At 70.9% G+C, this 24,066-nt stretch carries 22 protein-coding genes and 1 rRNA gene; 17 read left to right on the forward strand and 6 right to left on the reverse strand.

Translation table 11 applies throughout. The features are described 5' to 3' along the window. From rrf to pstB, 9 genes are all read left to right on the forward strand, one after another. Positions 1-76 (forward strand): 5S ribosomal RNA (gene rrf, locus ACZ52J_RS38050); the annotation flags it as partial. A gap of 80 nt (positions 77-156) precedes the next feature. Beyond that, positions 157-1,179, forward strand: coding sequence for a mycothiol synthase (mshD, locus tag ACZ52J_RS38055; RefSeq protein ID WP_465625490.1), 1,023 nt, complete (start codon positions 157-159; stop codon positions 1,177-1,179). Between the two features lie 365 nt (positions 1,180-1,544). Further along, entirely contained in the window at positions 1,545-3,746 is a 2,202-nt protein-coding gene (locus ACZ52J_RS38060; protein ID WP_465625538.1) for an RNA degradosome polyphosphate kinase, read from the forward strand. 120 nt (positions 3,747-3,866) lie between these two features. Beyond that, entirely contained in the window at positions 3,867-4,952 is a 1,086-nt protein-coding gene (locus ACZ52J_RS38065) for a CHAD domain-containing protein (protein ID WP_465625492.1), read from the forward strand. Between the two features lie 31 nt (positions 4,953-4,983). Beyond that, complete coding sequence (locus ACZ52J_RS38070) at positions 4,984-5,478, forward strand: NUDIX hydrolase (RefSeq protein ID WP_360506918.1); 495 nt, start codon at positions 4,984-4,986, stop codon at positions 5,476-5,478. A gap of 227 nt (positions 5,479-5,705) precedes the next feature. Further along, the gene (pstS, locus tag ACZ52J_RS38075) at positions 5,706-6,839 is read left to right on the forward strand and encodes a phosphate ABC transporter substrate-binding protein PstS (protein WP_465625495.1); all 1,134 of its coding nucleotides are present in this window, start codon (positions 5,706-5,708) and stop codon (positions 6,837-6,839) included. A 149-nt stretch (positions 6,840-6,988) separates the two neighbouring features. Further along, positions 6,989-7,966, forward strand: coding sequence for a phosphate ABC transporter permease subunit PstC (pstC, locus tag ACZ52J_RS38080; protein ID WP_465625497.1), 978 nt, complete (start codon positions 6,989-6,991; stop codon positions 7,964-7,966). Next, positions 7,963-9,033 carry a phosphate ABC transporter permease PstA gene (gene pstA, locus ACZ52J_RS38085; RefSeq protein WP_360506910.1) on the forward strand — a complete coding sequence of 357 codons (1,071 nt, stop codon included), beginning with the start codon at positions 7,963-7,965 and terminating at the stop codon, positions 9,031-9,033. The genes pstC and pstA overlap by 4 nt, the downstream gene beginning before the upstream one ends. A gap of 38 nt (positions 9,034-9,071) precedes the next feature. Next, positions 9,072-9,848, forward strand: coding sequence for a phosphate ABC transporter ATP-binding protein PstB (pstB, locus tag ACZ52J_RS38090; protein WP_360506907.1), 777 nt, complete (start codon positions 9,072-9,074; stop codon positions 9,846-9,848). Positions 9,849-10,009: 161 nt separating this feature from the next. Here the strand turns inward: pstB and ACZ52J_RS38095 are convergent, their stop codons facing one another. Continuing rightward, positions 10,010-11,005, reverse strand: coding sequence for an inorganic phosphate transporter (locus tag ACZ52J_RS38095; protein WP_465625500.1), 996 nt, complete (start codon positions 11,003-11,005; stop codon positions 10,010-10,012). Between the two features lie 5 nt (positions 11,006-11,010). Next, positions 11,011-11,631: a DUF47 domain-containing protein gene (locus tag ACZ52J_RS38100; RefSeq protein ID WP_360506902.1), complete on the reverse strand. Its 621-nt coding sequence runs from the start codon at positions 11,629-11,631 to the stop codon at positions 11,011-11,013. Positions 11,632-11,992: 361 nt separating this feature from the next. Between ACZ52J_RS38100 and ACZ52J_RS38105 the strand changes: the two genes are divergently transcribed. After that, positions 11,993-12,382, forward strand: coding sequence for a metal-sensitive transcriptional regulator (locus tag ACZ52J_RS38105; RefSeq protein WP_360506899.1), 390 nt, complete (start codon positions 11,993-11,995; stop codon positions 12,380-12,382). Between the two features lie 34 nt (positions 12,383-12,416). Here the strand turns inward: ACZ52J_RS38105 and ACZ52J_RS38110 are convergent, their stop codons facing one another. Beyond that, positions 12,417-12,617, reverse strand: coding sequence for a hypothetical protein (locus ACZ52J_RS38110; protein ID WP_360506897.1), 201 nt, complete (start codon positions 12,615-12,617; stop codon positions 12,417-12,419). A 209-nt stretch (positions 12,618-12,826) separates the two neighbouring features. Next, the gene (locus ACZ52J_RS38115) at positions 12,827-13,726 is read right to left on the reverse strand and encodes an SCO4651 family lipoprotein (RefSeq protein WP_360506895.1); all 900 of its coding nucleotides are present in this window, start codon (positions 13,724-13,726) and stop codon (positions 12,827-12,829) included. Between the two features lie 161 nt (positions 13,727-13,887). Between ACZ52J_RS38115 and ACZ52J_RS38120 the strand changes: the two genes are divergently transcribed. Beyond that, positions 13,888-14,076 carry a hypothetical protein gene (locus ACZ52J_RS38120; protein ID WP_360506892.1) on the forward strand — a complete coding sequence of 63 codons (189 nt, stop codon included), beginning with the start codon at positions 13,888-13,890 and terminating at the stop codon, positions 14,074-14,076. A gap of 79 nt (positions 14,077-14,155) precedes the next feature. Here the strand turns inward: ACZ52J_RS38120 and ACZ52J_RS38125 are convergent, their stop codons facing one another. Both ACZ52J_RS38125 and ACZ52J_RS38130 read right to left on the reverse strand, forming a co-directional pair. Beyond that, positions 14,156-14,878 (reverse strand): phosphatase PAP2 family protein, encoded by a 723-nt coding sequence (locus tag ACZ52J_RS38125; RefSeq protein WP_465625504.1) that lies wholly within the window; start codon positions 14,876-14,878, stop codon positions 14,156-14,158. A 186-nt stretch (positions 14,879-15,064) separates the two neighbouring features. Continuing rightward, positions 15,065-16,153 (reverse strand): C40 family peptidase, encoded by a 1,089-nt coding sequence (locus ACZ52J_RS38130; RefSeq protein ID WP_360506887.1) that lies wholly within the window; start codon positions 16,151-16,153, stop codon positions 15,065-15,067. Between the two features lie 248 nt (positions 16,154-16,401). On the opposite strand from ACZ52J_RS38130, the gene ACZ52J_RS38135 reads away from it, so the two are divergent. The 6 genes from ACZ52J_RS38135 (at position 16,402) to ACZ52J_RS38160 (ending at position 24,032) form a co-directional block, all read left to right on the forward strand. Continuing rightward, complete coding sequence (locus tag ACZ52J_RS38135; protein WP_360506884.1) at positions 16,402-16,752, forward strand: hypothetical protein; 351 nt, start codon at positions 16,402-16,404, stop codon at positions 16,750-16,752. A gap of 168 nt (positions 16,753-16,920) precedes the next feature. Then, positions 16,921-17,736, forward strand: a complete 816-nt coding sequence (locus ACZ52J_RS38140) for a DUF8175 domain-containg protein (protein ID WP_465625507.1) — start codon at positions 16,921-16,923, stop codon at positions 17,734-17,736. Between the two features lie 70 nt (positions 17,737-17,806). Continuing rightward, complete coding sequence (locus tag ACZ52J_RS38145; protein ID WP_465625509.1) at positions 17,807-19,012, forward strand: hypothetical protein; 1,206 nt, start codon at positions 17,807-17,809, stop codon at positions 19,010-19,012. Between the two features lie 7 nt (positions 19,013-19,019). Then, the gene (locus ACZ52J_RS38150; RefSeq protein ID WP_465625511.1) at positions 19,020-20,594 is read left to right on the forward strand and encodes an SCO6880 family protein; all 1,575 of its coding nucleotides are present in this window, start codon (positions 19,020-19,022) and stop codon (positions 20,592-20,594) included. 104 nt (positions 20,595-20,698) lie between these two features. Continuing rightward, on the forward strand, positions 20,699-22,048 hold the full coding sequence (locus ACZ52J_RS38155) for an ATP-binding protein (RefSeq protein ID WP_360506873.1): 1,350 nt from the start codon (positions 20,699-20,701) through the stop codon (positions 22,046-22,048). Between the two features lie 184 nt (positions 22,049-22,232). After that, entirely contained in the window at positions 22,233-24,032 is a 1,800-nt protein-coding gene (locus ACZ52J_RS38160) for a bifunctional metallophosphatase/5'-nucleotidase (RefSeq protein WP_465625512.1), read from the forward strand. The last annotated feature ends 34 nt before the right edge of the window (positions 24,033-24,066 follow it).

Here is a 24,066-nt window from a genome sequence, read left to right on the forward strand (position 1 = left end):
GAACCCGGAAGCTAAGCCTTACAGCGCCGATGGTACTGCAGGGGGGACCCTGTGGGAGAGTAGGACGCCGCCGAACAATCATTCAGAAGAACCCCTGATCCACTTGGATCAGGGGTTCTTCGCATTTCCGGGGGCGTATCGACGTATCGTCAGTGCATGGACGATCAGACAGCGGTCATTGCGGACAACGTGCTCCACCCCGGGCAGCGTGACGGCGCCCTCCGTGTGCTGGAGGAGGCCCAGGCGGTGGACGGTCGGGCCGCTGTGTCCGAGCAGGGCCGACTGCGTCTGCGTGCCGCCGAGATCCCGCGCCCGGGCGTCATCCACCTCGTCGAAACCGAAACCGAAACCGAAACCGAAACCGAGACGCGAGCCGAGACCGCGACGGAAGCCGAAACCGGAGCCGAAGTCGTCCTCGGCTACGGCCAGCTTGAGATCCCGCAGGGCGCGACCGCCAACCCGGCCGCCGAGCTGGTCGTCGACCCGGCCGCCCGCGGCCGCGGTCTGGCCCGTCCGCTGGTGGACGCCGTACTGGCGGAGGCCCACCGGGCGGGGCACGACGCGGTGGACTTCTGGGTGCACGGCGGGCACCCGGCGGCCCGGCACCTGGCCGAGTCGTACGGCGCCGAGCTGGTCCGCGAGCTGCGGCAGATGCGCCGCACCGGTCGGCAGACCGAGGAGGCGGCCGTCCCCGAGGGCATCGTGCTTCGCACGTTCCGCCCGGGGGAGGACGACGCGGAGTGGCTGCGGCTGAATGCCCTGGCTTTCGCCCATCACCCGGAGCAGGGCGCCTGGACCGAGCAGGACCTGGCGGAGCGGATCGCCGAGCCCTGGTTCGACCCGGCCGGCTTCTTCCTCGCCACCCGTGAGGGCAGGGCGGTCGGCTTCCACTGGACCAAGGTGCACCCGGCCGGCGCCACCGAGCCGGAGCTCGGCGAGGTGTACGTGGTCGGCGTGGACCCGGCGGAGCAGGGCAGCGGCCTCGGCCGCGCGCTGACCACGGCGGGTCTGCGTCACCTGACCGGTTCCGGCCCGGGCGAGCGCGGACTGGAGACCGTCCTCCTCTACGTCGATGCCGTCAATCCGGCCGCCGTGCGGGTCTATGAACGACTGGGATTCACCATTCACGAGGTGGATCTCATGTACCGAGCCCGGTACCAGGAGAACCGGCCGGCCTGACCCTCTCCCACCACGGTTCCCACCACGGTTCGACCGCCTCCCGGAGGCGGCGACAGAGGCGGTGAGGGAGGCGGCGAGGGAGGCGGCGAAGCCGGCCCGGAGCGGTCGCGGACGAGATTCCGGGACGGCCACGGCCCTTGCCCCGACCGACTCAGCTTTCCTCCTGGCCATGCGGTGTTTACCGTGGATTCAGTTGCTGCCGCGAAGATCACAGGATGAAGTCCGTAGTGTCTCGCTCGTGCAGAGTCGACCGCCAGGCACCGGCCGGTCCTGTACGGACCGCGCCCGGCGGATGGGCGCTGTCCCCGGGATCGGCCCGGGGCGAGGGCGACGGCCCGCAGAGCCATTCGTGTCCGGACGCCGTCCTGCTGCTGGAGGAGCTGGAGCCCATGAGCATCCCCCGCCCCGTCTCTGCCTCGCTGTCGCCGACGGCCCGGATGTCCGGTGCGCTGGGTGTCCCGCCGGAGCGGCCGGCCACGGACGAGCAGGAGTTCGAAGCGTTGCCGCAGGGCCGCTTCCTGGACCGCGAGCGCAGCTGGCTCGCGTTCAACGAGCGCGTCCTGGAGCTGGCCGAGGACCCGGGGATCCCGCTGTTGGAGCGGGCCAAGTTCCTGGCGATCTTCGCCAGCAACCTGGACGAGTTCTTCATGGTCCGGGTGGCCGGCCTCAAGCGCCGGATCGCCACCGGCGTGGCCCAGCGCAGCGCGTCCGGCCTCCAGCCGCGCGAGGTGCTGGACCTGATCTGGACCCGTTCGCGCGAGCTGATGGCCCGGCACGCCGCGGCCTTCCAGCAGGAGGTGCTGCCGGACCTCGCCACCGAGGGCATCGAGGTGGCCCGCTGGTCGGAGCTGGCCGAGAAGGAGCAGGCCCGGCTCCACTCGCTGTTCCGGCAGAAGATCTTTCCGGTTCTGACCCCGCTGGCCGTCGACCCGGCGCACCCCTTCCCGTACATATCGGGGCTCTCGCTCAACCTGGCGGTCGTGGTGCGCAACCCGGTCTCCGGGCACAAGCACTTCGCCCGGGTGAAGGTGCCGCAGTCGCTGGCCCGCTTCCTGGAGGCCTCGCCCCAGCGGTACGTCCCGCTGGAGGACGTGATGGGCGCCCATCTGGAGGAGCTCTTCCCGGGGATGGAGGTGCTGGCCCACCACGCCTTCCGCGTCACGCGCAACGAGGACCTGGAGGTGGAGGAGGACGACACCGAGAACATCCTCAAGGCCCTGGAGAAGGAGCTGATGCGGCGGCGCTTCGGCCCGCCGGTCCGGCTGGAGGTCGAGGAGTCGATCGACCCCTACATCCTGGACCTGCTGGTGCGGGAGCTGAACATCACCGAGGCGGAGGTCTTCCCGCTGCCCGGGCCGCTGGACCTGACCGGGCTGTTCGGGATCGCCGAGCTGGACCGCCCGGAGCTCAAGTACCCGAAGTTCGTGGCTGGCACGGCCCGCGGTCTGACCGACGTCGAGTCGGCCTCCCAGCCGGACATCTTCGCCGCGATGCGCGAGCGCGACGTCCTGCTGCACCACCCGTACGACAGCTTCTCCACCTCGGTGCAGGCCTTCCTGGAGCAGGCCGCCGCCGACCCGGACGTCCTGGCGATCAAGCAGACCCTGTACCGGACGTCCGGCGACTCGCCGATCGTGGACGCGCTCATCGACGCGGCCGAGTCCGGCAAGCAGGTGCTGGTCCTGGTCGAGATCAAGGCGCGCTTCGACGAGCAGGCCAACATCAAGTGGGCCCGCAAGCTGGAGGAGTCCGGCTGCCACGTGGTCTACGGCCTGGTCGGGCTGAAGACGCACTGCAAGCTGTCGCTGGTGGTCCGCCAGGAGGGCGACACCCTGCGGCGCTACTCGCACGTGGGCACCGGCAACTACCACCCGAAGACGGCCCGGCTGTACGAGGACCTCGGCCTGCTCACCACCGACCCGCAGGTCGGCGCGGACCTCTCGGACCTCTTCAACCGGCTCTCCGGCTACTCGCGCCGCGAGTCCTACCGCCGCCTGCTGACCGCCCCGCGGAGCCTGCGCGACGGGCTGGTCTCGCGGATCCACAACGAGATCGCCCACCACCGGGCGGGCCGCCCGGCGTACGTGAAGCTCAAGGTCAACTCGATCGTCGACGAGGCCGTGATCGACGCGCTGTACCGGGCCTCGCAGGCGGGCGTGCCGGTGGACGTCTGGGTGCGCGGGATCTGCGCGATCCGCCCGGGCGTACCGGGGCTGAGCGAGAACATCCGGGTCCGCAGCATCCTGGGCCGCTTCCTGGAGCACTCCCGGGTCTTCGTGTTCGGCAACAACGGCGATCCGGAGGTCTGGATCGGCAGCGCCGACATGATGCACCGCAACCTGGACCGCCGGATCGAGGCGCTGCTGCGGATCACCGATCCGGCGCACCGCGCCGAGCTGTCCGGGCTGATCGACCTCGGGGTGTCGGACGAGACGGAGTCCTGGCACCTGGGGCAGGACGGCGCCTGGACCCGCCACTCCCAGGACGCCGAGGGCCGGCAGCTGCGGCACGTCCAGGACCTCCTGATCGACTCGCGCCAGCGCCGCCGGGCCGCCACCTCGCGCTGACGCGACCACTGATGCGAAACCGTCGGAGCAGCAGGCCCTCGAGAGTCTCGAGGGCGACTGTTCCGGCGGTCGGCCGCCAGCTCCGGGGAACGGCCCGGAGGAACGGGGATCTACCACGCCATGACCGACGCGCCGATGACGGCCCAGGCGGCCTCCACAGCGACCGCCGGGGACATCCTTTCCCGCCACCTCACCGCCCAGGCCGGCGCCTTCCTGCGCGCCCTGCCGCTGGCGGTGGGCGAGGTCGGCGCCAGACCCGGGGCGGCCTCGGTCGTCCCGGCGGCGGGTACCGCGGATCTGCTGCGGGCCGTCCGGCGGGTCGGCGGGCTGCTGCACACCTTCGGCTCGGTCTTCGAGCAGACCTGGGCGCAGGAGTCGCGCACCGAGCTGCGCTGGCTGCTCAACCTGCTGGCGCTCGAGCCCGGCTACGTCCGCCGTTCGGCCCGGCTGCTGGGCGCGCTGGACTCGCTGAGCGGCAGTGACCCGGAGGGGACGGGCATGCTGGCCGGCCACGCGGGCGCCCCCAAGGCGCGGGCGCTGCTGGACCGGCAGCTGACCCTGGCCAGGACCCGGGCGCACTCCACGGCGCTCCAGGAGCTCCGCTCGGCCCGGCTGCACGCGCTGGCGGACCGCATGACGCTGCTGGTCGGCGAGGCGCCGCTGCTGGAGTCGGCGGGCGGCCGGGCGTCGGCGGTGCTGCTGCCGCAGGCGGGCGCCGCGTTCGCCGCGCTGTCCGCGACCGCCCAGCAGCTGCCGCTGCATCGGGCCGCGACGCCGTACGGCGGGGATGGGCTGCGCCGGCTGGGCGCGGTCCCGGCGGCCCGGGGCGCGATGGACGCGGACACGGCGCTGGCGGCCGACGACCAGCCGTGGGCCCGGCTGCGGATCCTGGTGAAGCGCGCCCGGTACGCGCTGGAGGTGTGCGGCCGCCGGTCCGCCGAGCTGGACGAGCTGGACGCGGTGCTGGCCCGGCAGCAGGAGGCCGCGGACGCCGCGGTCACCGCCGCCACCGCCGCGCGCACCCCGCGGATCACCCCCGCGACCGCGTACGTGCTGGGCGTGGTCCACGCCGACCAGCGGCTGGACGTGGAGTCGGCGCGGTACGTGTTCGGCCGTCGGTGGACCGAGCTGTCGCCCGGCCCGGACGGTTGGCTGGACTTCCCGGCCGAGGGCTGGGGCCAGCCCGTCGCACCGAGGACGGTCTGAGTTGGGCGGGCGCCGGAGAACCGGGCAGGCGATGGAGAGCGCGACCGGGGCGGGGCACGGCCCGGTGATCCTGGCGGCCGGCGCGGTGCTGTGGCTGCCGGGCCGGCTGAAGAAGAGCGGGCGGCTCGGGCGGCCGCGGGTCGCGGTGATCCACCGGCCCAAGTACGACGACTGGAGCCTGCCGAAGGGCAAGCTCGACCCCGGCGAGGGCATGGTCGACGCGGCGCTGCGCGAGGTCTGGGAGGAGACCGGCTTCCGGTGCCTGCTCGGCCCGGAGCTGCCCGCCCAGCACTACCAGGTGCAGGGCCGTCCGAAGGAGGTCCGGTACTGGGCGGCGGTGCCGTCGAGCGGCGCCTTCCGGCCCAACCGCGAGGTGGACCGGATGGAGTGGCTGCCGGCCGGGAAGGCCCGGGCCCGGCTCACGTACGACCACGACCGGTTGCTGATCGACGCGCTGCTGGCGATCCTGGGGGCGAGGCCGCTGAAGACGACCGGCGTGCCGCCGGTGGAGGAACGGTGGAAGTGATCTCTCCGCGCCCTTGCCGTGACGCAACCGTTACTACCTGACGTAGTTTCCTGCCATCCTTTCGAGGTTCACTCCCCGTTCACTTGCGACCGGCTGTCGTGTCACTTCCCAGGCTTAACTTCGGGACCACCGGAGGGCCGCAAGGGCCCCGGACCACAGCAGAACCCGCGCCGCGCCGTACGCGTACGGACCACGCAGCGGGAAATGCCTCAGAAAGGGAATCCCCAGTGAAGCTCCAGCGGAACGGCCGCTCCAAGGCCCTCGCGATCGGTGCCATGGCGCTCGTCAGCTCGCTGTCGCTCGCCGCCTGCGGCTCGGACAACGGCAACTCGACCACGGCCGGCGGCTCCAGCGGCTCCGCCGCGGCCGGTGCCGCGATCACCTGTGGCAAGCCCGGTTCGCTGATCGCCGCCGGTTCGACCGCCCAGGGCACGGCGATCGACGTGTGGAAGACCAACTTCAGCGGCGCCTGCTCCGGCACCACCATCAACTACCAGGGCGTGGGCTCGGGCGCGGGCATCCAGCAGTTCACCCAGGGCAAGGTCCAGTTCGCCGGTTCCGACTCGGCGCTGAAGCCGGCCGAGGTCGACGCCTCCAAGGCGGTCTGCACCGGCGGCCAGGGCATCGACCTGCCGATGGCCGGCGGTCTGATCTCGCTGGTCTTCAACGTGGACGGCGTCGACAACCTGGTCCTGGACGGCCCGACCGCCGCCAAGATCTTCGACTCGCAGATCACCAAGTGGAACGACCCGGCGATCGCCGCCCTGAACCCGGGCGCCAAGCTGCCGGACGCGGAGATCCAGTCCTTCCACCGCTCGGACGACTCCGGTACCACCGACAACCTGACCAAGTACTTCGCCGCCGCCGGCAACGGCGCCTGGTCGTACCCGTCCAGCAAGACCTGGGCGGCCAAGGGCGGCCAGTCGGCCAACGGCAGCGCCGGTGTCGCGGCCCAGGTGAAGCAGGTCAAGAACTCGATCAGCTACGTCGAGCTGGCCTACGCCCAGACCAACAGCCTGAAGAGCGCCGCCATCAACACCGGCGCCTCCAAGCCGGTCGAGGCCACCGCCGCCAACGCCGCCAACACCTTCGCCAAGGCCCAGATCGCCGGTACCGGCAGCGACCTGGCGCTGAAGCTCGACTACGCGACCAAGGACGAGGGCTCGTACCCGCTGGTCCTGGTCACCTACGAGATCGTCTGCGACAAGGGCAACAAGGCAGACACCCTCGACACCCTGAAGTCCTTCCTGACCTACACCGCCAGTGACGCGGGTCAGAAGGCGGCCGGCGAGAAGGGCTACGTCCCGCTGCCCAAGGAGCTGACCGGCAAGGTCAACGCCGTCATCCCGACCCTGGCCTGACCCGACAGACCACCGGTGGGGCGGCCCCGTGAGCGAGGGGGGCCGGGGCCGCTCCACCGGAACGCACCACACCCAGCACCACGTCCGGGGCACCGCCGCCATGGTGCCGTCCCCCTTCCGGGGCGGCGCCACCAGACCGGAGTAGACCAATGACTTCATCCTCCCCTGCCGCCCCGCGAGGCAGGGAACGCCGACCGCGTGACAGCCGGGTCGGCGACAAGATCTTCATGAACCTCGCCCGGGGTTCGGGCATCCTGCTGCTGGTCATCATGGCCGCGATCGCGGGCTTCCTGGCCTGGCGCTCGGGCCTGGCCCTCAGCAACAACGACGGCAACTTCCTGACCTCCTTCGAGTGGGCGCCGGACGCCCCGAAGCCGGTCTTCGGCATCGCGGTGCTGGTCGTCGGCACCATCGTGAGCGCCGTCATCGCGATGGCGATCGCCGTCCCGGTGGCCATCGGGATCGCGCTGTTCATCTCGCACTACGCGCCGCGCCGGATCGCCCAGCCGTTCGCCTACCTGGTCGACCTGCTCGCCGCCGTCCCCAGCATCGTCTACGGCCTCTGGGGCGCGCTCTTCCTGGTCCCGCACATGGACGGTCTGACCAGCTGGCTCGACGAGTACCTGGGCTGGACGTACATCTTCGACCAGACCAAGACCGGTACCCCGCGCAACCTGTTCACCGTCGGCATCCTGCTGGCGATCATGGTCCTGCCGATCATCACCGCGGTCTCCCGCGAGGTGTTCCGCCAGGTGCCGCGGATGCACGAGGAGGCGGCACTCGCGCTCGGCGCGACCCGATGGGAGATGGTCCGCACCGCGGTGCTGCCGTTCGGCCGCCCCGGCATCATCTCGGCCTCGATGCTCGGCCTCGGCCGCGCGCTCGGCGAGACCATCGCGGTCGCGGTGGTGCTCTCCTCCAACAACGTCCTGTCGCTGCACATCCTCGACGCGGGCGGCGGCACCTTCGCGCAGAACATCGCGCTGAAGTTCGCCGAGGCCGGCGACAACGGGCGCAACGCGCTGATGGCCTCCGGCCTCGTCCTGTTCGTCATCACCCTGCTGGTGAACGGTGCCGCGCGACTGATCATCGCCCGCCGCAAGGAGTACTCGGGGGCCAACGCATGACCGTCACCGCCATCGTCGATGACACCCGGCCCGTCGGCCGTCCGCTGACCGCCAACCGGCTGCCCAAGTGGGCCCCGGCCGCCGTCGCGGTCGGCTCGATCGCCCTCGGCTGCGGGATCGGCGCCGCCGCCGGCCTGGCCAGCCACCTGCAGTGGGGCCTGATCTCGGGCCTGCTGTTCCTCCTGACCAGCTACGGCCTCGCGGCCCGGGTCGAGGGCCGCCGACAGGCCAAGGACCGGTTCGCCACCTCGGTGGTCTGGGTCGCCTTCATCCTGGCCGTCGTCCCGCTGGTCGCCCTGACGGTCTACACCGTCCAGCAGGGCGCCGGCGTGGTGGACGGGTTCTTCCTGAGCCACTCGATGAAGGGCGTGCTCCAGTCCGGGCCCGGCGGCGGCATCTACCACGCGCTGATCGGCACCCTGGAGCAGGTCGCCCTGGCCACCGCGATCGCCGCCCCGATCGGTCTGCTGACCGCCGTCTACCTGGTCGAGTACGGCCGCGGCAAGCTCGCCAAGGCGGTCACCTTCTTCGTCGACGTCATGACGGGCATCCCGTCGATCGTCGCCGGTCTGTTCATCCTCTCGCTCTGGAACCTCGCCCTGGGCTTCGGCTACTCCGGCTTCTCGGGCAGCCTCGCGCTGGCGATCCTGATGATGCCGGTCGTGGTCCGGTCCACCGAGGAGATGCTCAAGCTCGTCCCGAACGAGCTGCGCGAGGCCTCGTACGCGCTCGGCGTGCCGAAGTGGAAGACCATCCTGCGGATCGTCCTCCCCACCGCGATCGGCGGCATCGCCACCGGCGTGATGCTCGCGGTCGCCCGCATCACGGGCGAGACCGCCCCGGTGATGATGCTGGTCTTCGGCGCCGACTACATCAACAACAACCCGTTCGACGGACCGCAGCAGTCACTGCCGATGTACATCTGGACGCAGTACTCCCAGGTCAACAACCAGTACGGCTACGCCCGTGCCTGGGGTGCGGCGTTGGTGCTGATCGCCTTCGTGATGAGCCTCAACCTCATCGCCCGGGGCATCGCCCGCTGGCGCTCGCCCAAGACCGGCCACTGACCGACAGACGTACGAGACAGACGAGAGAAGCAACGATCATGGCCAAGCGCATCGACGTCAGCGGACTGTCGGCCTACTACGGCACCACCAAGGCCATCGAGGACATCTCGATGAGCATCGAACCCCGCTCGGTGACCGCCTTCATCGGCCCCTCCGGCTGCGGCAAGTCCACCTTCCTGCGCACCCTGAACCGGATGCACGAGGTGATCCCCGGCGCCCGGGTCGAGGGCAAGGTCCTCCTGGACGACGAGAACCTGTACGCCACCAACGTCGACCCGGTCGCCGTGCGCCGCTCGATCGGCATGGTCTTCCAGCGCCCGAACCCCTTCCCGACCATGTCGATCTACGACAACGTGATCGCCGGCCTCCGGCTCGCGGGCGTGAAGAAGAAGGCCGTCCTGGACGAGGTGGTGGAGCGCTCGCTGAAGGGCGCCAACCTCTGGAAGGAGGTCCACACCCGGCTGAACAAGCCGGGGGCCGGCCTCTCCGGCGGTCAGCAGCAGCGCCTGTGCATCGCCCGCGCCATCGCGGTCGAGCCGCAGGTCCTGCTGATGGACGAGCCCTGCTCCGCGCTCGACCCGATCTCCACCCTCGCCATCGAGGACCTGATCGGCGAGCTGAAGTCGCAGTTCACCATCGTCATCGTGACCCACAACATGCAGCAGGCGGCCCGCGTCAGCGACCGCACCGCCTTCTTCAACCTGGCCGGCGTCGGCCAGCCGGGCAAGCTGATCGAGCTGGACGACACCCAGCGGATCTTCTCCAACCCGTCGGTCCAGGCGACCGAGGACTACATCTCCGGCCGCTTCGGCTAAACCGGACCCCGTCACCGCGGCACCGCGACGAGTGACGGAACACGAGCTGTCCCGTGGTGCTGCATGGCGGTGCCGCCGCGGGACATGAAGAAGGGCCCGCCCCCGAGATGTGGGGGCGGGCCCTGTCATGTCCCGGTGCCACACCGGGCCGTTCCCGTGGGTCAGCCCCAGAACAGGTGGACGAACCAGTACACCAGCGCTGCGACGATGGCGGCCGCCGGCATCGTGATGAACCAGCCGAGCACGATGTTCTTCGCGACGCCCCAGCGCACCGCGCGGATCCGCTTGGTGGCCCCCACACCCATGATCGCCGAGGTGATCACGTGGGTGGTGGAGATCGGCGCCTTGTAGACGAACGAGCTGATGTACATGACGATCGAGGCGGTGGTCTCGGCCGCGAAGCCCTGCGGCGGGTCCAGCTCGATGATCTTGCGGCCGAGCGTCCGCATGATCCGCCAGCCGCCCGCGTAGGTGCCCAGCGAGAGCATGGCGGCGCAGGAGATCTTCACCCAGACCGGGATGGCATAGGTGTCCTGCTGGCCGGAGATGACCAGGGCCATCACCACGATGCCCATGGTCTTCTGGGCGTCCTGCAGACCGTGCGCCAGGGCCATCGCGGCGGCCGAGGCGGTCTGGGCGATCCGGAAGTTGCGCTTGGCCTTGTGCGGGTTCGCCCGGCGGAAGATCCACAGGATCGCCAGCATCACCAGGAAGCCGCCGACCAGGCCGACCACCGGCGAGACGACCATCGGGATGACGATCTTGTCGATCACCCCGCTCCAGATCACGCCGATCCCGCCGGCCAGCGCCGCGCCCACCATGCCGCCGAACAGTGCGTGCGAGGAGGAGGACGGCAGGCCGAAGTACCAGGTGACCAGGTTCCAGGCGATCGCGCCGACCAGGGCGGCGAACAGGATCGCCATCCCCTGGTTGCCGCTGGGGGTCTCGATGATCCCCTTGGAGACGGTGTGCGCCACGCCGCTGCCGAGGAACGCGCCCGCCAGGTTCATCACGGCGGCCATCGCGAGCGCGGCCCGGGGGGTGAGCGCCCGGGTAGAGACCGAGGTCGCGATCGCGTTCGCCGAGTCGTGGAAGCCGTTGGTGTAGGTGAAGAAGAACGCGACACCGATGACGACGATGAGTGCAGCCATGTCCACGAGGGTCAGGACTCCTTGACGGCGATGGTCTCCACCGTGTTGGCGACGTGCTCGAACGCGTCCGCCGCCTCCTCAAGGACGTCCACGACCTGCTTGAGCTTGAGCACCTCGATGGCGTCGTACTGACCGGAGAACAGGTGGGCGAGCAGCTTGCGGTGGATCTGGTCGGCCTGGTTCTCGAGCCGGTTGACCTCGATCCAGTACTCGGTGAGGTTCGACATGCTCCGCAGGTTCGGCATCGCCTCCGCGGTGAGCTCGGCGGCCCGTGCCAGCACCTCGATCTGCTGCTCGATCCCCTTCGGCAGGGTCTGGATGTCGTAGAGGACGACCAGGTCGACGGCCTCCTCCATGAAGTCCATGATGTCGTCCAGCGACGAGGCGAGGCTGTAGATGTCCTCGCGGTCGAAGGGCGTGATGAAGGACGAGTTCAGCTGGTGGAAGACGGCATGGGTGGTGTCGTCCCCGGCGTGCTCGGCGGCGCGCATGCGCTCGACGATCTCCGCACGGGCCGACACGTCTGATCCCAGCAGCTCCAGCAGGAGCTTCGATCCGACGACGAGGTTCTCCGCCGCGACGGTGAACATGTCGTAGAAGCTCGTCTCCTTCGGGGTCAGGCTAAAACGCACGGAAATCTCCGATGTGCGGGGTAGGGACTGAACGATGCTAGGTGCAACCAAGCGCAATCACGCAAACGGGGTGTCGAGGGTGGAGCCGGATCCTCCCCTTCCGTTCGGCTGCCGCACCGGCTGACCCGGACCGCACCACCACCTGCGGACGCGGGCCCCCAGTCTGACGGAACCTCGCCCGGATTGTCCCCGTCGTGCATGCCGAGGACCCGGGGCGCCGCTCAGACGGGTGAAGCACCGGACGGCCCCGCCCGGACGCTCCGGCACATGCCGCCTCGGCCGCCGGAACACCACGACAGGCCCCGGTGTTGGACACTGGTGGCCGACGCAGCCACCAGGCACTCAGACGAAGGCGGGGCCGATGACCACGACGCAAGCGCGTACCGAGCCGGATCACGCGGACGGGACCGACCCGGACGCCGGCCACGCCGCACCCGCGGCCGCCGCAGGACACCAGGGCGGCCACGGACCGCACGGCTACAGCGCCCAGAAGGACGCCCACCTCAAGCGGCTCCGCCGGATCGAGGGCCAGGTCCGCGGCCTCCAGCGCATGGTCGGCGAGGACGTCTACTGCATCGACGTGCTCACCCAGGTCTCCGCCAGCACCAAGGCGCTGCAGTCCTTCGCACTCTCCCTGCTGGAGGAGCACCTGCGGCACTGCGTCGCCGCGGCCGCCGAGGAGGGCGGCGCCGAGCTGGACGCCAAGGTGGCGGAGGCCACCGCCGCGATCAGCCGTCTGCTGCGCAGCTGAGCCCCCGGCGCCCCGGACGGCCCGGGCCGTCCCGCTAGCCGTCGGTCTCCCGGTCGGCCTCGCGGTCGGCCGGCCCCGGATCGGTCCGGTCGAGCAGCACCTCGTCGATCCGCTCGGTCGGCAACCGGTCGCCGGAGCTGGCCGTCGCGGCGATCATCAGCTCGCCGGCCAGGTCGATCTCGTCGAGGGCCGCGTCGTCGTGGCCGCCACTGCGGCCGCCCGTGGACGACACCACCTGCACCACCCCTTCAGTGCCTCGCCAGCCCGGGCGGCAGCCACCCGACGTCCAGCCTAGGCACTCCGCGGCCCGTCCACATGGCACGGACGGGCCATCTCGGCGCCGCCGAAACGGGTGGCCGCCGCTCCCCGGACGGCCACCCGCCCCGGCGGCAGCCCGTTTCGGCGGCACCCCGTCTCGCCCCGGCGCCGGAGCGCCGCCGCGGCCTACTTGGGGCTCTCCGTGGGCTTCATCTGGTAGATGTCCGAGGCCGACGGCTCGGCCGCCTCGACTGCCTTGCCGAAGTCCGACAGCGCGGTCGTCGAGGTCACCTTCACCTGGTCCTTGGGCTCCTTCGAGCCCGCCACCCCGGCGAAGGTGAACACCTCGACCACCTTGTGCAGCCGGCCCTGGTCGTCCAGCCAGGCGTCGAACGGGACCTCCTTGACGGTGAAGGTCTGCGCGCCCATCCGCAGGCCGTCCCCGCCCCGGCCACCGGTCGCGTCGGCCGCCTTGGACAGGTCCAGGGCGCCGCGGTAGTGGTGCAGCGCGACCCCGCCGACGGTCTCGGTGCCGACCGCCTCCGCCTTCTGCGCCCCGCGCAGCGCCCCCGCGGCCGAGGCCGGGTCGGTCGCGCCGCTGCTGACCAGGTTGCCGTCCGGCAGCTGACGCACGTCCAGCTTGACCCACTTGCCCTCGGGCACCTTGGCGCCGCTGTTCTGCAGGTACACGGTCCCGGGCAGGACCACCTCGACGATCTTCCCGGTGGTCGCGGCGCCCGGCGGCACCTGGACCTCCAGCCGGCCGATCCGCTTCACGTAGTCGTAGCCGCCCGTGCCGCTGAACGAGGCCTTCTTCTCGGCGGACTCGGTGACCAGCTCGGTGGCGGTGTGCGCGGAGCCGGTGCGGCCGGTGATGTCGGCGGCGTTGCGCACCGCCGTCAGCGGGTCCGCGGCGAGCTGGTCGGGGGCGTTCGACTGCTGGTCGGAGGAGCCGCCGCCGGAGCCGCCCGAGCAGCCGGCGGCGCCCGCCGCCAGTGCGGCGGCGAGCAGGGCGGCCCCGGCCGCCGAGCGCAGGTGCGGACCCGGACGGCGCGCTGGCCGCCCGGTGCGCTGCTGGTCGGTCATCTTCATCCTCGCGACAACCCCCTCGGGCCCGACTGCCCCGCCGGTACCACCGGGTGGGCAGAGCTCTTTCCGGGCAAACGAGTTGGAAGCCGAAGGGTTACGGGTGCCCGCCGTCCGGAGGGCGTCGCGCATCGGGCGTCCGGCGCGTTACGGTGAACCACGTGCACAGTGAGCTGCCGGCCGCGCCCGGCACCCGGATGCCCGAGCACCGCCTCGCGATCAGCGAGCGCGGCTCCTTCGCCTTCGCGACCTGCAGCTGCGGCTGGTACTCCTCGGCCCGCCGCTCCCGCGACCTGGCCCGCCGCGAGGGGGCCGACCACCTCGCCGAGAGCGGCGTCGCACCGGACTGACCGCGCGGCCGGGCTGCTCCTGTGGCGACTCGGGCGTCTGCGACCGGCAGGCTCGGGCCGCTCCGACCCGTCAGGCCGCTCAGGCCGCGAGGTCGGACTCCGGGGGCTGCTCCTCGGCCCGCACCGCCCCGCGCCCGCGCCGACGGCTGCGCGGACCGGCCCCGCCACGGGCCGCTCCGGCACGCTCCGGCGCCCGGATCAGCGGGGCGACGGCCGTCCGGCTCAGCGCGTGGCAGAACGGGACCAGCACCGCCATCGCGATCGGCGCCAGCAGCAGCACCACGGCGACGGCGAGCGCGAAGCCGCCGATCACGTCGGTCGGGTAGTGGACGCCCATGAACATCCGGCAGAAGCCCTGCAACAGGGCCAGCCCGCCGGCGATCCAGCCGAGCCTCCGGTTCACCAGGAACAGCGCCACCGCGACGCCCATCGTCATGGTCGAATGATCGCTGACGAAGGAGTGCGTGCCGGCCTTGCCGTCCACCAGCACCAGCAGCCCGGGATGGTCGACGAACGGGCGCGGACGGTTCACGATCGCGGCGATCGGCAGGTTGGCCAGCTCGGCGATCGCGACCGACAGCGGCACCCAGAGCAGCCCGGCGATCGCCACCGGCGCGTCCGGGCGGCGCCTGGCCTGCAACCAGGCCACCAGACCGAGCATGCCCAGGCCGATCAGGATGCCGTACTCGCCGATCCACGAGACCAGGTGGTCCAGCCACTGCGGGGAGCGTTTGGCCAGGCCGTTGACGGCGTAGAGCAGGCCGAGGTCGGGGTTGGTCGTGTCGGCAAGCGGCGTCGACACGCCGTACCTCCTTCTGGTCCGCTACACCTGTACGTTCCCGCCGGAGCCCGCCCGGCGCGGAATGCTGACGAGGGGCCACCGGAACAAACGTCATTTCGGGGCCACAGCGTTCCACGGAAACGCGCAGTTATGGAAACTTGACTCAGCGTCCACACAGCGCACACACGCCCCGGGTGCCCCGGCCCGCTACCGGCCCGCCCCCGCTGGGGTCGGCCCGGCCGGCGCGGGCGGGGCCGCCGCCGCGGGCCGGCTCGGGGCGTTGACCGAGCCGTCGTTGTTCCGGCTCGGCAGCGCCTGGGCGCCGTCCGAGGTCACCCGGGTCGCGCCGATGTACTCCTTGGTGTCGATCTTGTCGTAGCGGATCACCGCACCGGTGTGCGGCGCGTTGATCATGTACCCGCCGCCGACGTAGATCCCCACGTGGTGGATGCTCCGCGGATCGCCCAGGTCCGTCGCGAAGAACACCAGGTCGCCCGGCCGCAACTGATCCCGCGACGGGTGCGGGCCGGCGTACCACTGGTCGTTGGCCACCCGGGGCAGGGTGATGCCCACACTGGCGTACGCGGCCTGGGTCAGGCCCGAGCAGTCGAAGCGCCCGTTCTGCGAGGGCAGGCCCTCACCGCCCCACAGGTACGGGGTGCCGAGCTTGGTCTGCGCGAAGTAGATCGCCGCCGCCGACTGCGCGGACACCTCCAACGGCGCGGTCGGCGCGGTGAAGCTGCGGGCCATCGCCTGGATGCTCCGCACGTAGCCCTGGGTCTCCTTGTACGGCGGGATGCCCCTGTTGCTCGTCACCGCGTACGGACCGGCGTTGTAGGCGGCCAGCATGTTGGCCTGCGCGTCGCCCGGGACGCCCGAGACGTCCTTGGCGAGCGCGCAGTCGTAGACCGCCGCCGACGCGATCGCGTCGTACGGATCCCAGACGTCCTTCCGGCCGTCACCGTTCGCGTCCGTTCCGTACGTCGCCCAGGTGCCCGGCATGAACTGCGCCATTCCCTGCGCCCCGACACCGGAACGGGCCCTGGGGTCGAATCCGCTTTCCTGGTACAGCTGCGCCGCGAGCATCGGCGGAGAGATCTCCGCGCACAGCGCGCCCCACTTCTGGATCGCCTCCTGGTAGGCCGCGGGGACCGTTCCGGGGGAGAGGGCGGAGCGATTCACCGACTGCTGCGGCGTCCCACTCGCCGCATAAGTCCCCATCGTCACCAGCCCGATGAACCCGAACGCAACAACTCCCGCAGTGACGGCGGCCGTCCCGGCCTTCCGGAGTACCATCAGCACCATCCCGACGATTCGTCAGTCGAAGTGTCCCGGAAGGCATTGCTCACCGCAATCATCAGAGATACAGGGAGTGAGCGCTATCCTTCGTACGGTGGACATCCTCGCGTACGTGTCCGATGCCTCACGACCAATCCGCGAGAAGTAGCCAAGTCGACATCAGATCTGGCCAAGAATAGGCACCGACCCTTCGCGCGGGCGGGGTCCGGGCCCTTGAATTTGCCTGATCGGGCGGTGAGATGGAAATGAACCTGAGCAGCGTGCACACCTATGCGGTCGGCCACCTGGCCGATGACCCTCCCAAGAAGCCGAATATCGACACCATCATCGGCGGGATCGCCCCGGACTGGGGCCCGTTCGCGACCCTCGGGTCGGAGGCCCGGGTGATGGTCGAGGTCATCATGGCCGTCGCCATCCTCCTCTGCCTCGGCCTCGCCGTCTGGGGCGCCGCCAAACAGCGGATCGGCGCGACCGCGATGCGGGACAGCTTCGGAGCCGAACAGGGCAAGGGACTGATCGTCGCCGGACTGACCGGCGTGTTCATCATCGGATCACTCGGAACTCTGTTCACCATTGTCTACGGCATGGCGATCTGACGATCGGACAGCAGTAGTCCGGCCCGTCCGAGGTCGGGTCCCCGTCCGGACCCCCTCCAGCGGTCGGCCTGCCAGGAGTTCACCCCCGTTCCCACCCTCCGTCCGCGCCCGCCCCCGGGTGGAGGGCCCCCGGAGCCGCCCCCGGCTCCCAGCACCAGGAGGGCCGCCGTGCCGTTGTCCGACGACCAGCCGCACACCCGTACGCGGCTACCGGTCGGCGAACAGCCCTCCCCGAAGCCGAGCCTGCGTCAGTCACGGCCGCTACGCACCCTGCTGACCGTCCTCGTCGTGGTCACCCTGCTCGTCGTCGCCATCGCCATCGCCAACCGCGGCAAACCCACCCCCGGCGGCAGCGGCGGCTCCGCCGACCACGCCGCCCCCAGCGCCCCCGCCGGCGCCGGCCCCGCCCCCAGCGGCGACCAGCCCGTCGGCACCACCGTCAACGGCATCGCCTCCGGCTTCCCGCACAGCGACCAAGGCGCCCAGTCCGCCGCCGCCAACTACGCGGTGGCGATCGGCTCCGCGGACATGTTCCGCACCGACAGCCGCCACACCATCGTCACCACCATCGCCGACCCGGCCGCGGTGGCGACACTGCAGAGCCGGCTGGACCAGGGGTTCGGCGGCGACACCGTCGCACGCTACGGCCTCGACTCCCAAGGCCGCGCCCCCAAGGGCCTCACCTTCGTCAGCCGCACCGTCCCGGTCGGCACCAAGTCGACGGGCTACACCGACAGCGACGCCAAGGTCGAGGTGTGGTCGACCGGCCTCACCGGCCTCGCCGGCGAGCGCTCCGTCCAGCCGGTGACCACGAACTGGTTCACCCTCACACTCTCGCTGCACTGGACGGGCGGCGACTGGAAGCTCACCGACTTCACCAGCCGGCAGGGCCCCGCGCCGATGCCCGGAGACCAGCAGGCCGCAACCGCCGAGGAGATCACCGGCGCCGTCCAGCAGTTCGGGGGGTTCCGCTATGCCCGTTGACCACACCTCGCACCGATCCACCGCACGCCGCGCAGGCACGCTGGCAGGTGCGCTGGCCACCCTGCAGCTGATGACGCTGCTGGCCGCCCAGAGGGTGTTCGCCGACCCGTCGCCGACCGCGACTCCCACGTGCCAGAAGGTGGATCTTCCGATCCCGGGCAGCGGGGCGGGGTGTGCTCCCGGCGGTGCGGTCGTCATTCCGGGGAGCGGCACCGTCGGGACTGTGACCGATCCGCTGGGGTCGTTGGCGAAGAGTTGTGCGCAGGCGGCGGCGTGGGTGGTGCGGAACCTGTCGGGGGCGATTGACGGGACGACGCAGGTGGACTTCACGAATGCGTCGTTCCTGCAGCAGTACGCCGTGGTGTTCGCGGTGTCGACGGTGATCACGTTGGTGCTGTGGTTGCTGGCGGTGACGAAGCGGGCGGTGCGGGGGGCGCCGCTGACGACGGCGTTCTCGGAGGCGATCGGCTTCCTGTGGCTGACCGTGGTGGCGTCCGCGTTCACGCCGTTGATCCTGTACACCGTGGTGAGCGTGACGGACGGGCTGACCAAGGCGGTCGCGGTCGGGACGAAGACGGATACCGGGTCGTACCTGGGCGGGTTCGCGGACACCTTGGAGAAGGGGAACGTCGGCGGTGGTCCGCTGATCCTGGTCCTCGTGTCGCTGGTCGCGGTGCTGGCGGCGGCGATGCTCTGGATCGAGCTGCTGATCCGGGCGGCGATGCTGTACGTGGGTGCGCTGCTGGGGACGGCGGTGTACGCGGGTCTGGTGGACAAGCAGCTGTGGAAGCACGTGCGCCGGTGGGCCGGGGTGATGTTGGCGGTGGACCTGGCGAAGCCGATCATCGTGATCATCCTGGGGCTGGCGGGCGCGGTGGCGACCGGAGCCGGGGCCAGTGACGACTTCGCCCGGGTGTTGTCGGGGCTGGCGATCCTGTTCCTGTCGATCTTCGCCAGCGCCGCGATCTACCGTTTCGTGCCGGGCTTCGGTGACGAGATCCTGAACATGCGTCAGGCCAGGGCCAACGCGGTGCAGGCGGGTTCGGCGATGATCAACGGTACGGCGAACCTGATGAAGCAGGGCATCAGCACTCACGGCGACCGCGGTGGGCAGGCGGGCGGCGGGAGTGGTGGCGGTGGTGGTGCGGGCGGCGGCTCGGTCGCGCCGGGCATCGCCGCCCACGCCGGCCGGACGCCGGCCCCGCCGCCGCAGGCCGGGCCGCCGCAGGCCACCCCGGTTCCGATCCGCGACAGCAATCCAGCGAAGGGAGGGTGACGGGTAAGTGAGCAGCGAACCGCTCGGCCAGTACGGCGCCCAGTACGCCCAGCCGTACGTGCACCAGCGCCGCACCTACCTGATCGGCAAGGCCCGCCCGAACGCGCCGATCGGCCGGAACCGGGAGTCCGGCGAGATCATACTGATCATCTTCGGGGCCTTCCTCGGGATGCTCTGGGGCCTGCTGATGCCGATTCTGCCGTTGCGGATCGGCGGTCTGATCGGTCTGCCGCTGCTCGCCATCGCGGCGGTGTACGTGCCGTACCGCAGGCGGACGTTCTACAAGTGGGTGGAGATCAACCGCACCTACCGCCGGACGGTCCGCAGCGGGCGGGCGGTGTGGCGCTCGGACGTGATGGACGCGGGTACCCGGCTGGACGGCCGGGAGGTGGAGGTCGGCCCGCCGCCCGGAGTGGGGCGGTTGCGCTGGCTGGCCGCGCCGTTCGGGCCGGACGAGGTCGGGGTGCTGATGCACCTGGAGCGGCGGACGGTGACGGCCGCGATCGAGATCGAGGGCCCGGGTGTCGGGCTGCGCGACTCGGAGGACCAGGAGGCCCTGGTCGACCGGTTCGGGACGCTGCTGAAGCACGTCGCCAACGGGGACGGCTTCGTGACCCGGCTGCAGATCCTGGCCCGGACCCTGCCGGCCGACCCGGACGCGCACGCCAAGGACGTCGAGCGGCGCGGCGACCACGACGCGCCGCGCTGGCTGCAGGAGTCGTACGACCAGCTGCAGTCGATGGTGTCGACGTCGTCCGAGCAGCACCGGGCGTACCTGGTGGCCTGCATGCACTACACCCGTGACCTGGCCGCCGAGGCGCACGCGATGGGCCGTACGGCGACCGGTCGGCGGGCCCGGGACGACGAGGGGCTGGCGGCCGTGATGGCGCGCGAGCTGACCGACATCTGCGCCCGGCTGGCCGAGGCGGACATCCGGGTGCGCCAGCCGTTGGGCCAGGCCCGGCTCTCCTCGCTGCTGCACTCGATGTACGACCCGGACCACCCGATCGACCACATCCAGGCGATGTCCCGGCGCAACGCCTGGCCGGCCGAGCTGGACGCGACCCACCCGCAGTACCTGCAGGCGAAGACCCGCGAGTCGGCGACCCGGGAGCCGTGGTGCCACGCCACCGCGTGGATCAAGGAGTGGCCGCTCACCCCGGTGGGCGTCAACTTCCTGGCGCCGTTGCTGGTGCACACCCCGGACGTGATCCGGACGGTCGCGGTGACGATGGACCTGGAGCCCACGGACGTCGCGATCGAGCGGATGCTGACCGAGAAGACCAACGACGAGGCGGAGGCCAGCCGCGCCGCCAAGATGAACCGGACGGTCGACCCGCGCGACCTGGCCCACACCGGCCGGGTGGACCAGCGCGGCGACGACCTGGCCTCCGGTGCGGCCGGGGTGAACCTGGTCGGCTACATCACGGTCTCCTCGCGCAACCCCGACGCGCTGGCCCGTGACAAGCGGACCATCCGGGCCTCGGCCGGCAAGAGCTACCTCAAGCTGGAGTGGTGCGACCGCGAGCACCACCGGGCCTTCGTCAACACCCTTCCGTTCGCCACCGGCATCCGCCGCTGAGCACGCCGCACGCCGCACACCCGCACGCCGCACACCCGTACGTCGCACAGCCGCTCGCCCGTACGTCCGCACCCGTCCACCGCTGACCCATCAGGAGGCCGCCCATGGCGCTCGGCAACCTCACCGACGCCTTCACCAGCCTGATGTTCGGCAAGGTGGAGACCACCCGCCTGCCGGTGCGCACCTCCACCGGCCAGGCGCAGGCGGTCTACCTGCCCACCGCCGCGCCCGGGCTGGGCGACTCGGGCGTGATCATCGGCCGCGAGGTGTACAGCGGCAAGGGGTACGTGTACGACCCCTTCCAGCTGTACGGGCAGCAGCTGCCGGCCCCGCACTGGCTGGTGCTCGGCGAGTCCGGCAACGGCAAGTCGGCGCTGGAGAAGACGTACGTGCTGCGGCAGTTGAGGTTCCGTGACCGCCAGGTCGTGGTGCTGGACGCGCAGGGCGAGGACGGCGTCGGCGAGTGGAACCTGATCGCGAACGCCCTGGGCATAAAGCCGGTCCGGCTGGACCCGATGGCCGCCCGGGACGGCGGGGTGAAGCTCAACCCGCTGGACCCGGCGATCACCCAGACCGGTCAGCTGTCGCTGCTGCGCACCATCGTCGAGGTGGCGATGGGGCGCGGGCTGGAGGAGCGGGCGGGCTTCGCGCTGAAGGCCGCGCACGCCCACGTGGTGGCGTCGGTGACGGGCCGACAGCCGGTGCTGGACGACATCATCGACACCCTGCGCAACCCCGACCTGTCCTCGGTGGAGTCGCTGGGCGTGGGGGTGGACGAGGTGCAGTCCTGGGGCCTGGACGTGGCGCTGGTGCTGGACCGGCTGGTCGACGGCGACCTGCGCGGCATGTTCGACGGGTCGACCACCGAGGGCATCGACCTGGACGCGCCGCTGATCGTCTTCGACCTTTCGCACATCGACCGCAACTCGATCGCGATGCCGATCCTGATGGCGATCGTCGGGGTGTGGCTGGAGCACACCTGGATCCGGCCGGACCGGAAGAAGCGCATCTTCCTGGTCGAGGAGGCCTGGCACATCATCAACAGCCCGTTCGTGGCCCAGCTGTTCCAGCGGCTGCTGAAGTTCGGCCGTCGGCTCGGGCTGTCCTTCGTCGCGGTGGTGCACCACCTGTCGGACGTGGTGGACGGCGCGGCGGCCAAGGAGGCGTCGGCGATCCTGAAGATGGCCTCGACCCGGACGATCTACATGCAGAAGGCCGAGGAGGCGCGGGCCACCGGCCGGGTGCTGGGCCTGCCGCGGTGGGCGGTGGAGATCATTCCCACACTTTCGCCGGGCATCGCGGTCTGGGACGTCAACGGCAACGTCCAGGTGGTCAAACACATCATCACCGAGGCCGAGCGGCCGCTGGTGTACACCGACCGCGCGATGACCGAGGACGCGGTGGCCGAACGGGTCCGCGCAGAGCGCCAGTTGGCCTCCGAGCCGGGGGTCTGACGGCGGCATCTCCGCGGCCTCCGCGCGCGGCGGACGGCGATGGTTCGTCAGGAGGTAATCCTCTCGTTACGTTCGATGTCCTGACAGCTACGCGCGTTGACCCTAGGCTTCACAGGCGCAACACATGCCCGTACGCCGATGCTGTCCACAGCCGGTGCTCCTCCGAGGTGCAGGGGAACCCCTCATGCTCACCGTCAGATCCCGACGGACGGCGCTCGCCGTCGTCGCCGCCGCAGGTCTGCTCGGCACAGTGGTCGTGCCGACGGCCGCCCAGGCCGCCGACGCCAACGCCAAGCGTCACAAGACCGTCAACCTCCAGCTGCTGGCGATCAACGACTTCCACGGCAACCTGGAGCCCCCGGCCGGCTCGTCCGGCACGATCAAGGAGATCGACCCGGCCACCGGCAAGGAGGTCGCCACCCCGGCCGGCGGCATCGAGTACCTGGCCACCGAGCTGCGCAAGGCCCGGATCCCGGCCGACGACTCGATCACCGTCGCGGCCGGCGACATCGTCGGCGCCAGCCCGCTCACCTCGGCGCTCTTCCACGACGAGCCGACCATCGAGGCGATGGACAAGCTCGGCCTGGACGTCACCTCCGTGGGCAACCACGAGTTCGACGAGGGCGCGCAGGAACTGCTGCGGATGCAGGAGGGCGGCTGCCACCCGACCGACGGCTGCTACGAGCCCGGCCGCACCTTCAAGGGCGCCAACTTCAACTACCTGTCGGCGAACGTCACCGACGAGAAGACCGGCAAGCCGCTGCTGGCCCCGTACTGGATCACCAAGTCCCAGGGCGTGAAGGTCGGCTTCATCGGCGTCACCCTGGAGGGCACGCCGAACATCGTGACCGCCGAGGGCGTCAAGGGCCTGAAGTTCGCCAACGAGGTCACCACGATCAACAAGTACGCCGCCGAGCTCAAGGCCAAGGGCGTCAACTCGATCGTCGCGCTGATCCACGAGGGCGGCTACCCGGCCAGCAGCGTCTACAACTACGACTGCGGCGCGGCCGGGCAGGGCATCTCCGGCCCGATCGTCGACATCGCGAAGAAGATCGACCCCGCGGTCGGCGCCATCGTCACCGGCCACACCCACAACGCGTACGCCTGCAGCATCCCCGACCCCAACGGCGTTCCGCGCTCGGTGACCAGTGCCGCCTCCTTCGGCCGGCTCTTCACCGAGATCGACATGAAGCTGGACAAGACCACCGGCGAGATCGTGCGGCCCTCGGTCAAGGCCGAGAACCACGTGGTGCGCCGCACGGTCGAGAAGGCGCCCGACATGACGGCGCTGGTCGACCACTACCAGAAGCTGGCCGCCCCGATCGCCAACCGCCCGGTCGGCTACATCTCCGCGGACGTCAACGGCCGCGGCAGCAGCGACCTGGAGAAGCCGCTCGGTGACGTGATCGCCGACGCGCAGCTGGCCGGACTGGCCCCGGCCGACAAGGGCGGCGCGCAGGTCGCCTTCATGAACCCGGGCGGTATCCGCTCCGACCTGGTCTACAAGGCCTCGGGCGGCGAGGGCGACGGCGTGGTGACCTACGGCGAGGCGTTCACCGTCCAGCCGTTCACCAACATGATGCAGGTCAAGACCCTGACCGGCGCCCAGCTGATCCAGCTGCTCCAGCAGCAGGTCAGCGGCCTCAACGTCGCCGCGCCCAAGATCCTCCAGGGGTCGAAGAACCTCAACTACACCCTGGACATGCGCAAGACCGGCGCGGACCGGGTGCTCGTGGACTCGATCCGGCTGAACGGCGCGCCGGTCGACCCGGCCGCCAAGTACCGCGTCGCGGCCAACGAGTTCCTGGCCGGCGGCGGCGACGGCTTCCCGGCCTTCGCGGCCGGCACCGACAAGCTCGTCGGCGCCTCCGACCTGGACGTCTTCACCGCCTACCTGGGCGCCCACAGCTCGGCGAGCGCGCCGCTGCAGGCCCCGGCGCAGGACCGGATCAAGGTCATCGGCCCGGGCAGCGACATCGACTGACCGTGAGCCGGCTGGGGCCCTGTGCCCCGGGGAC

The organism is Kitasatospora sp. NPDC034035 (assembly GCF_055575755.1).

Excerpts from the sequence above, each read along its gene's own strand:
- mshD (WP_465625490.1), top strand. The coding sequence starts at position 157 with ATGGACGATCAGACAGCGGTCATTGCGGACAACGTGCTCCACCCCGGG.
- ACZ52J_RS38130 (WP_360506887.1), bottom strand. The coding sequence starts at position 16,153 with ATGGTACTCCGGAAGGCCGGGACGGCCGCCGTCACTGCGGGAGTTGTT.
- ACZ52J_RS38160 (WP_465625512.1), top strand. The coding sequence starts at position 22,233 with ATGCTCACCGTCAGATCCCGACGGACGGCGCTCGCCGTCGTCGCCGCC.
- ACZ52J_RS38155 (WP_360506873.1), top strand. The coding sequence starts at position 20,699 with ATGGCGCTCGGCAACCTCACCGACGCCTTCACCAGCCTGATGTTCGGC.
- ACZ52J_RS38145 (WP_465625509.1), top strand. The coding sequence starts at position 17,807 with ATGACGCTGCTGGCCGCCCAGAGGGTGTTCGCCGACCCGTCGCCGACC.
- ACZ52J_RS38065 (WP_465625492.1), top strand. The coding sequence starts at position 3,867 with ATGACCGACGCGCCGATGACGGCCCAGGCGGCCTCCACAGCGACCGCC.
- ACZ52J_RS38070 (WP_360506918.1), top strand. The coding sequence starts at position 4,984 with ATGGAGAGCGCGACCGGGGCGGGGCACGGCCCGGTGATCCTGGCGGCC.
- ACZ52J_RS38105 (WP_360506899.1), top strand. The coding sequence starts at position 11,993 with ATGACCACGACGCAAGCGCGTACCGAGCCGGATCACGCGGACGGGACC.
- pstB (WP_360506907.1), top strand. The coding sequence starts at position 9,072 with ATGGCCAAGCGCATCGACGTCAGCGGACTGTCGGCCTACTACGGCACC.
- ACZ52J_RS38115 (WP_360506895.1), bottom strand. The coding sequence starts at position 13,726 with ATGACCGACCAGCAGCGCACCGGGCGGCCAGCGCGCCGTCCGGGTCCG.
- pstC (WP_465625497.1), top strand. The coding sequence starts at position 6,989 with ATGACTTCATCCTCCCCTGCCGCCCCGCGAGGCAGGGAACGCCGACCG.
- pstA (WP_360506910.1), top strand. The coding sequence starts at position 7,963 with ATGACCGTCACCGCCATCGTCGATGACACCCGGCCCGTCGGCCGTCCG.
- ACZ52J_RS38135 (WP_360506884.1), top strand. The coding sequence starts at position 16,402 with ATGAACCTGAGCAGCGTGCACACCTATGCGGTCGGCCACCTGGCCGAT.